General features: G+C 36.5%; 4 protein-coding genes. 3 read left to right on the plus strand and 1 reads right to left on the minus strand.

The features are described 5' to 3' along the window. Positions 1–10 precede the first annotated feature (10 nt). From FNN08_RS09860 to FNN08_RS09870, 3 genes are all read left to right on the plus strand, one after another. Positions 11–979, plus strand: a complete 969-nt coding sequence (locus tag FNN08_RS09860; protein ID WP_143585247.1) for a class 1 fructose-bisphosphatase — start codon at positions 11–13, stop codon at positions 977–979. A gap of 188 nt (positions 980–1,167) precedes the next feature. Continuing rightward, a complete protein-coding gene (locus tag FNN08_RS09865; RefSeq protein ID WP_143585249.1) occupies positions 1,168–3,792 on the plus strand; it encodes an ATP-binding protein in 2,625 nt (874 codons plus the stop codon). A gap of 12 nt (positions 3,793–3,804) precedes the next feature. Further along, positions 3,805–4,728 (plus strand): mechanosensitive ion channel family protein, encoded by a 924-nt coding sequence (locus FNN08_RS09870; RefSeq protein ID WP_221931783.1) that lies wholly within the window; start codon positions 3,805–3,807, stop codon positions 4,726–4,728. A gap of 126 nt (positions 4,729–4,854) precedes the next feature. Here the strand turns inward: FNN08_RS09870 and FNN08_RS09875 are convergent, their stop codons facing one another. Beyond that, positions 4,855–8,121: a leucine-rich repeat domain-containing protein gene (locus FNN08_RS09875; protein ID WP_143585251.1), complete on the minus strand. Its 3,267-nt coding sequence runs from the start codon at positions 8,119–8,121 to the stop codon at positions 4,855–4,857. Positions 8,122–8,425 lie beyond the last annotated feature (304 nt).

The raw sequence follows: 8,425 nt of genomic DNA on the forward strand, positions 1-8,425 counted from the left end.
AGGTATTACAATGCAACGAATTGCACCAGCCCTACGCGAAGACAATGTTCCTCTAGACCTTATTTCTCTTATCAAAACCATCCTTGCCGCCACCAAAGAAATCTCTTTCCGTGTTGGTCAAGGTCAATTAAGTGGGGTATTAGGTTCCACTTTAGATGAAAATATTCAAGGTGAGATACAAAAGCAGTTAGATGTGGTATCTAACCAATTGTTCAAAGATATCACTTTAGAATCTGGTTTTGTAAAAGCAATTTCATCAGAAGAAGAAGAAACTTCAGTAGCAGGACACGAAACAGGAAAATATATTGTTTCATTTGATCCTCTTGATGGTAGCTCGAACATCGAGATTAACTCATTAATTGGCACTATCTTTTCTATTATGGAAGCGCCTGAAGGCATGAAAGCTGCTGATCCTGATATGTTTAAACAACCTGGTACTAAACAAGTATGTGCCGGTTATGTTTTATATGGTCCATCAACAGTGTTAGCGCTTACTACGGGTAAAGGTACTCATTTTTATACCTTAGATAAAACTCACGGTAGTTACATGCTTACTGAACGTAACGTTAAAATACCTGAAGATACAGCAGAGTTTGCTATTAATATGTCAAACCAGCGTAGTTGGCAGCAACCAATGAAAAATTACATCGCTGATTTATTATTAGGTAAAGAAGGTCCGCGAGAGAAAAACTTTAACATGCGCTGGATTGCGGCTATGGTTGGTGATGTACATAGACTATTAGTTCGTGGCGGTATATTTACTTACCCAAGTGATAACAGAGATCCTAATAAGCCATATAAGCTACGTTTAATGTACGAAGCAAACCCAATGAGCTTCTTAGTTGAGCAAGCGGGTGGTTTAAGTGTTACCAGCACAGGACGAATCATGGAAATAGAGCCTACTGACATCCATCAGCGTGTTGAGGTAATTCTTGGCTCTAAAAACGAAGTTGAAAAGTGTTTAAGCTATTATAAATAAAAACACTAATTAAAATTTCTTCTAAAAACTCGGTTATACCGAGTTTTTTTATGCCTAAAATTCACTCATCCAAACTCTAAGCCACTGTAGCGCATAACATTTTACTAACAAATTTTACATGTTCTAACTAGATAAATTAGCCATATAAACCATAATGTGAACATAGAAGAAATGTCTAAGAGATTTATATGATTGTAAATAAGGTTAAAAAGACCTACTTATCAGCTCTATCGGTAAGCAGTTTAATGTTAGTACTAATGTTAAATGTTTTTGCTGCGCCACAAGTATTAGCTGAAGAAAACATTGCGCCAGAGACTGAAGTTACAAGTAGTGAAACGGCTACCCAAGAGACTGTTGCTGTTCAAAATGAAAGCTCTAATGCCCAAACATCTGAAGGAGCACCTGAAAAAGCACCTACAGAGTCCAATACACAAGACAAGTCAGCCGATGATGCTTTATTGGAAGTAACTCCTGAGCAAGAGGCAAATGAAAATGCCGTCGTTGAAGAGCCTGTCACTGCCAATGAAGCGGAGCCTGTTGATTTAACTTTATTAGAAGAGAACAGCCTTGAGAGCTTTGAAGCCGAGTTTTACGACTTAAAAGATAAAATCGCTAGCCTAAGTCGTAGTGCTGATGACTACGAAGAGTTATATGCTCGTTTACGACCGGTGCTTACCCAAAAGACCGAGCAGCTATACGCCATAATGAACAGCGATGGTGTTGACTTAAAACTAATGAGTCAAATGCAAAATGATGCGCAATTTCAAGATATCTTCAGCCGCGTACGTGAAATCAAAAACTTCTATCTACTGCGCCAACAAATTTTTAATGAAGCAACCGAAGAATTCAGAGCATTACTTACCAGCAGTAAGTTAAATGGTATAACCGAAGCTAAGTTAGAAGCAAGCTATGTACAACTACAATTATTAATTATTACTAAAGCGACATTTCAACGTACCTTAGAGATCCCTGCTCGCTTTGAAGTAGCGCCATTAGATATAGTTATTAATATCGGCTTTTTACTGTTTGCCATTATTGTATTTAGGCTATGGCGTAAGTGGGCAAAAACTGGTTTAGCAGAACAACGCCAAAAGATCATGTCATCGCGCCCTCGTTCAGCTTTAAAAATGAAGGCTGCTCGTGCTATATGGTACTTCGAACACACTCGCAAGCCATTAGAATGGTTATTATTTATTAACTTTATTTTGGCTAATATCGACATTCTACAAATCCCAATTATTATTGAAGTAGTTGGTACTGTCGCCCTTTGGTTATCACTTACCTTCTTTGCTTTTACCTTCGTTAGTAAGATGATTGAACGCGGTAAGCAAAATGTCCTTAAAGGCATCAGTAAAAAACAATCAGCATCGTTAAAGTGGGTTATTTGGTGGTGCGGTTGGTATAAGCTTTCGTTCGAGTTAACCGCAATATTTATTGCCAACGGCACCATATTTAGCTGGTTAGAAACTATTTTCTTAATCTTATTATTGCCTGTTTACGTATTCTTTATTTTTCAATGGCGCCAAGACTGCTTTACTTATGCCGATGAAGAAAGAGATACACCTAACTTTATCCGTAAACTTATTGAAGTTCGCACCGGCTCGCGTGGCTTTATCAATGCCAACATTGCCCTATTGTTCGTGATCTACTTCTTTTTAACTAAGTTTTTCTTAAGCTTAATTTCAAAAGTTGAATCGGGCCGTAGGATCACAGCCGAGATTTACCGTAAAAAGCTACTTAACGACAACAGTGAATTACTTGAGAAAAGTAAAGACTTAGCCAGCTTAGATGATGACAAACGCAAAATATTCATTGATGGTTTAGGCACTCAAATTGACTCTGTTTTTGAAGGCCCGGTTGAGTCTATTGTTAAAATGGCAAACTCAGATGAGCGTAGCCATATTGCCGTTATTGGTGAACGTGGTATAGGTAAAACTCATTTACTTAAGGAAATTACTCAACAATACCCTAAATCGCTAGTGGTTAACTGTAATGAAGACTTTGATGATGTAATTAAGTCAGTTAAAGAGCAGCTTGGTATTGACAGTGAAAACGTAAAAACTTCTGAAATTATCAAGGCACTACAAGAGCAAGAGATTGACCTATTCTTACTTGATAATTGTCACCGTATGCTTACCCCTGATACCAGTGGTCAACGAGAAATCCGCCGCTTATTTGGTTGGGTTAATGAACTCAAAGGTCTGGGCTTATGGGTAATGACATACACTAGTAGCTCGTGGAAGTTATTCAACGCTTTAGGTATTGCTACAGGTTTCTTTGCTAAGAAAATTGAATTGAAAAAATGGTCTGAAGAGCAAATTTGTCAATTATTTGATAAACGCTGTCTGGAGGCTGAAATTGAAATTGATTACAGTAATTTAATCATTCCAAGACAACTGGCCGATATTGAAGACGGTACCATAGAGCAACGTAATAAGGCGGGCGTATACCGTATTATTTGGGGTTATGCTGATGGTAATCCGGCAATCGCTTGTCGTACTTTAGCTGACTCATTAATCATAGATAATGACAAACTCATTGCTAAGCTACCTTCATACCCTGACAGCCATATAATTGAAGCATTCGAAATTAACACCTTGTTAGTCCTGCGCGTTATTAGTCAATTTGGTCGATGTGGTGTGCAAGACATTATTCAAAACCTACGTTTACATGGCTTAGTGGTAAATAGTGCCATTGCCGCTTGTGTAGCCCAAGGCATCATTGAACAAGTTAATGGTCGTTATCAAGTCAGCTGGCTGTGGTATCGCACTGTGTCTAAATACCTTGCTCGTCAAAACTTACTTACCCGCTAGAGGACTGCATTCATGTTAGCTAATAAAATAAAATTTATTAAAGCCTTTTTCCTAGTTCTCACAACTTGGATGGTTTCAAACCCTGCACTTGCACAAATTCCAAATCAGGAAGAATTGCAAGTGATCACAACCCTTGCACAAGTGGTAAAACCGGCTGGTTTATTTATGTCGGTTATCCTATTTATTGTGGTTTGGGCGGTATTAAAGGTAACTAAAACCATAGTAAATGACTTAAGTGAAGTATTTGCTGAACGCCGTTTACTATTACAAAAAGCCTTAGTGTTTTTCCAATTCCTCAGCTATTTCTTTGCCATTACAACCGCGGTAATGATGAGTTTTGAGTTTAGTAAAGAATTGCTGGCAATCCTTGGTGGTACTTTAGCGGTAGCCTTTGGTTTTGCCATGAAAGATTTAGCCGCGTCAGTGGTAGCCGGCATAATCATCATGTTCGATAGACCATTTCAGGTGGGCGATAGAGTGTTATTTTCTGGGGAGTACGGCGATGTTACCTCTATTGGTTTACGTTCGGTAAAAATGACTACCTTAGATGATAATGTCATTACTATTCCAAACAACACGTTTTTAACGCAATTAACTTCATGTGGTAACTATGGTGAGTTAGATATGCAAGTGGCGATTAATTTTCATATTGGTATTGATGAAGACTTAGAGCAAGCGCAATCGACCATTCGTGAATGTGCGGCATTAAGTAAATTTGCTTATTTAAACAAACCAATCAATGTATTAATTACCCAGGTATTAACCAATAACTTTATTGCTTACAAGCTTACTTTAAAAGTTTATGTACTTGATACTAAATACGAGAAAGCACTAGAAACAGATATTACTTTAAGAGTAAATAAAGAGTTTAGAAAACATGGTATTAAAGCACCTACCATGATGGTGACAAATTCGGTGAGCAGAGCACCTAGTTAATATACACAAATATAATTTAAAAAGTTATAAGCTACTGTTCATAACTCTGTAGTTAAATAAACCCCAAATAAAAACCCCATCAAATGATGGGGTTTGTTAATTTGTATTTAATAAATTATCAAGCTATTAAGGTTGACATATATCGTCTTCACACTCTACAGGTGTTGAACGTTCAGAAAATGGAACTATTCTAATTTTACTAAAATCAACTTCAAAGCTTTGACTATCATCTAACTCTGGGATCACACCATTATATGCAGCATTAAGCAATGCATCAGGAGATGCGCCCGGAGTACAAGTTGCGATTGAACTACCAGCTTGAGCACTACAACGAGGGAAGTGAGCATTTGGGAAGTCTTGTACCCAACTAATTTCACCCTCGAAGTGATCGCCTGTAATAGTACATTGATATTGTCCTTCACCAATTGATGGACATACATCAAATTCATCACCGTTGCCATTGTATATACGAGCATAGTCTGTATGTAAGATAGTTAAGATTAAACGTCTTTCAAAGCTATCTCTGAACACATTACCTGCTGGAATTGAGCTATCAAACTCTAATGACCATTCAGCAATCTTCCATTTTTTACCCGAGTTTACAGGGTATTCATATAGATCCCAACCAGTATCCTTACAAATCATCTGTGTTGCATTTTCTTCTGCACTACAAACAGGTGTATTAGATGTTGCTGAATTTGACTCCCAACATAGAGGATAACCATTCCACATTGCGCCAATACAGGCTACCATATCAATTTCACCTAAATTGGTTGAACCGCCAGAGCGCGATAAATTAAGAACTTCTCTTTTGAAAATAGCTGACACTGGTTTATTAGTAATCGCATCTCGTAACACAGGCTCCTTACATTCTTCGTTGCCCACAAAATCACTAACCAAAGACAATGATTCTGCTTTTTCCTTTAACCAGTTATTCTGCTCACATGAATGTGGGTTACCAGCAATGTGTAATGTAAGTGGTAAAGTAGTCGCTTCAAGTAAATCAGTAAGGTCACTTATATTATTTGCATTTAAATACAATCTTTCTAAAGCGGCCATAGAAGCTACAGCAGAAACTTCAACGATTTCATTAGCTGACAGGTTTAGTCTTTGTAAGTTAATCAGTGTGTTTAAACTATTAAAATTATCAATGGTATTATTATTGGCTAACAGGGTTGTTAAGTTAGTGTGCACAGCCAAAGGTGAAACATCTGTCAAAGAAGAAATCACAGTAACAGTTTCTTCTTGTGTTTGTGGATCAACTTCTGTTTCAACTATAGTGTTATTTGAAACGTCTAAGTAAGTTAATGCAGTGCTAGCTTCGATGATACTTAAATCAGATACGCCAGTTTCAGAGAGGTTTAGAGCTTCAAGCTTAGTTAAAGATGAAAGAGCACTAAAATCTGTAATAGGGTTAATATTTAAACTTAACGAAGTTAACTCTGTAAGAGCTTCAATGCCTGCCAATGAATTAATATCATTATCACTTAAATTCAACGTTTGTAAGCTAGTTAAAGATGACAAAGGATTAAGGTTTTTAATCTTATTTCCGTGTAAATCTAATGAAGTGAAAGCGACTAAGTTTGCAAGTGGCGAGATATCAACAATATTATTATCATAAAAACTTACATCATTTAATTTAACTAATTTAGTGAAATCAGGAAGTGTTTGTACATTTGAGTTATGTGCATACAAAGAGCTTAAGTTAGTCATTGATTCTGTAAATGTTAAATCTGAAACTTGTGTGTATGACACATCTAAGCTATTTAAATTAACTAAGCTAGATAAGCTCGTTAAATCACTCACTAATGCACCATTCAAATTTAAGTTACTAAGTTTTGTTAAACCAACTAAAGCACCAAGATTATTAAACTTTGACCCTGTTAGATCTAATTTTTCCAAATTAGTTAAGTTTGTTAAAAAATCAAAATTTACTAATTCAGGCATATTTTGAATTGACAAGCTTTTCAGGTTTGTTAATTCTGCTAACACGCTAAGGTCTGTAAGTTGAGCATTTTTGAAGCTAATAGAGTTCAGGTGTGTAAAATATTGTAGATTATCTGTATGAGTCATTTCTTTAAACTCACTACAATCTAGATCTTTAATTTCTAGAATAGAAGTATCATCTAGATCGGAACCATCGACACCATAAACCACATTAGCCGTATAAGTAATACAGTGTCTAAATCTAGATGAATTTCTCCCAGGATCTGGTCTAAAGGTTAGCGCGCCAATAGTTGGTGCATATTTATTCTTATCAAGAGGGTAAAAATCAACTTCATTTAAATAACCATCATTATCAAAATCAGGATCACAAGTATTTGGTGTTGGGTTAGCTGGATCACAAATATTTAAAATACCGTCGCCGTCTGTGTCAGGAAACTCAACTAAATCGTGGTCACCCCAAATCTCAAGAATAGTAGTTGCTATAAGCTCTGGATCACTATTAATTTCACTTAAAACTTGAGTATAAACTTCATTGTTGTTCAACAACTCCAAAGTATCAGAAACTGCTTCAGGTAAATCGTAATCTGGGTTATCAATAACTACCTTTAGAACTGAAGCTAACTCTTGTATTTGTTTAAAATCAGCAGCAAGTAGCTGTTGAAGTTCATGTAAACGTGCTTCAGTAGTTATTTCGTTGCCATTGTTTAATCTTTTTAATAGCACATATTCAGCGGTAGTTACGTTAGTAACATTTACACCAAAATAGTTATTAGCAAGAACAAATTCTTGAGACGTTTCACTTGCTTTTACTGTATTAAAACTTTCAAGCAATGAAATCAGTTTAACACCTGCATGCTTATCTTCAGTACCTAATGCGGTAATTTTAACTAAATTGTCGAAGTTGCGTTCATCAACTTCTAAGTCAATAGAATATGTACCTTGGCTGTCAGCTCTTACATTAAACGACTCATCACCAATTTCAAGAGTTACATCTGCATAGGTAATTTTTTCATCTTTAACTAAACCTTGGATAAAAAGGCTCTTTTTAATTGGCTTACTGGTAAAGACTAATGAACTTGTAGCTGTTGCACCATCATCATCGGTAACAGTAAGCGTTATAACAAATTCCAAATTTTCTTCGACACTTGGAGCTACAAAGCTAATATTGGCAGAGTCTGCACCAGTTAACTCGACTGCAGGATTATCTACAGACCAAGAAAAGCTTGCGATTGTACCATCTAGATCACTAGCATTTGCTGCCATTTCGATAGTTTTCTTTTCAAGCGACTGGTTAGCTCCTGCAATAGCTACAGTAGGAGCAACATTAGCTGGTGCCTCAGGCGTAGCAGAGCCACCGCCACCACCGCCGCCACAGCCGGTTAATAATGTAGTAGCAACTAAACCACTACCGTATATCAATTTTCTTAATTTTGGAGTCAAACTCATTTCTCTTCCTACTTTGCTAATGACGTTTCTTATTATTGTTCGTCTGGGTTATTAACTTAATTACCCGCGCTAACGCGAGCTTAAATTTTTTCTTACCCTATAATTAAAGGACTTTAACCACCACTGCAATCTAGTTACTCTCAAATAAACATTTATAAATCTTCTATTAATTATCTATTCCCTTTAAATACAACAACATAGGCAGATTACAAACATTACATATCACTTACCTAAACACCTTTATTTCACACAAAAAAAGCAGCCATTAGGCTGCTTTTTATACGTTCACCGTTCGTTTAGAACG

It is taken from the genome of Thalassomonas sp. M1454 (assembly GCF_007097525.1).
Lineage (GTDB): Bacteria > Pseudomonadota > Gammaproteobacteria > Enterobacterales > Alteromonadaceae > Thalassotalea_A.

Coding starts and splice junctions, on each gene's coding strand:
- FNN08_RS09860 (WP_143585247.1), top strand. CDS start 11: ATGCAACGAATTGCACCAGCCCTACGCGAAGACAATGTTCCTCTAGAC.
- FNN08_RS09865 (WP_143585249.1), top strand. CDS start 1,168: ATGATTGTAAATAAGGTTAAAAAGACCTACTTATCAGCTCTATCGGTA.
- FNN08_RS09870 (WP_221931783.1), top strand. CDS start 3,805: ATGTTAGCTAATAAAATAAAATTTATTAAAGCCTTTTTCCTAGTTCTC.
- FNN08_RS09875 (WP_143585251.1), bottom strand. CDS start 8,121: ATGAGTTTGACTCCAAAATTAAGAAAATTGATATACGGTAGTGGTTTA.